Here is a 330-nt window from a genome sequence, read left to right as displayed (position 1 = left end):
TTGCAGGGCGTCGGTCATGTCAAGGTCCACCAGCATCGGCGGGTGCTCGGCGGGGTCAGGACGGTCAGCGTCACGCGTGAGGGCAGGCGCTGGTAGGTGATCCTGTCCTGCGACGACGTCCCGGCCCAGCTGCTCCCGCCGGCCGGTGCCGTGGTCGGCGTGGATGTCGGTATCGCGTCGTTCCTGACGACGTCGGCCGGGGAGCATGAGCCGAACCCGACGTTCCTCGAGCGGTCCGCCGGCCGGCTGGCCGCCGCTCAGCGGGACCTGTCCCGCACGAAGCGCGGCTCGGCGCGGCACAGGAAGGCTGCCGCCCGGGTCGGGACGATC

1 protein-coding gene is annotated in these 330 nt (G+C 72.7%); it reads left to right on the top strand.

Annotation, left to right across the window (positions count from 1 at the left end; genetic code table 11):
- Positions 1-96 precede the first annotated feature (96 nt).
- Positions 97-330: transposase (locus G6R25_RS24740; RefSeq protein ID WP_235949565.1), on the top strand; the 234-nt coding region annotated here is incomplete at its 3' end.

Origin of the sequence: Candidatus Frankia alpina (assembly GCF_902806485.1) — a bacterium.
GTDB lineage: Bacteria > Actinomycetota > Actinomycetes > Frankiales > Frankiaceae > Frankia > Frankia alpina.
Note: the sequence above shows the minus strand (reverse complement) of the source record. Positions and strands in the feature narration are given on the sequence as shown.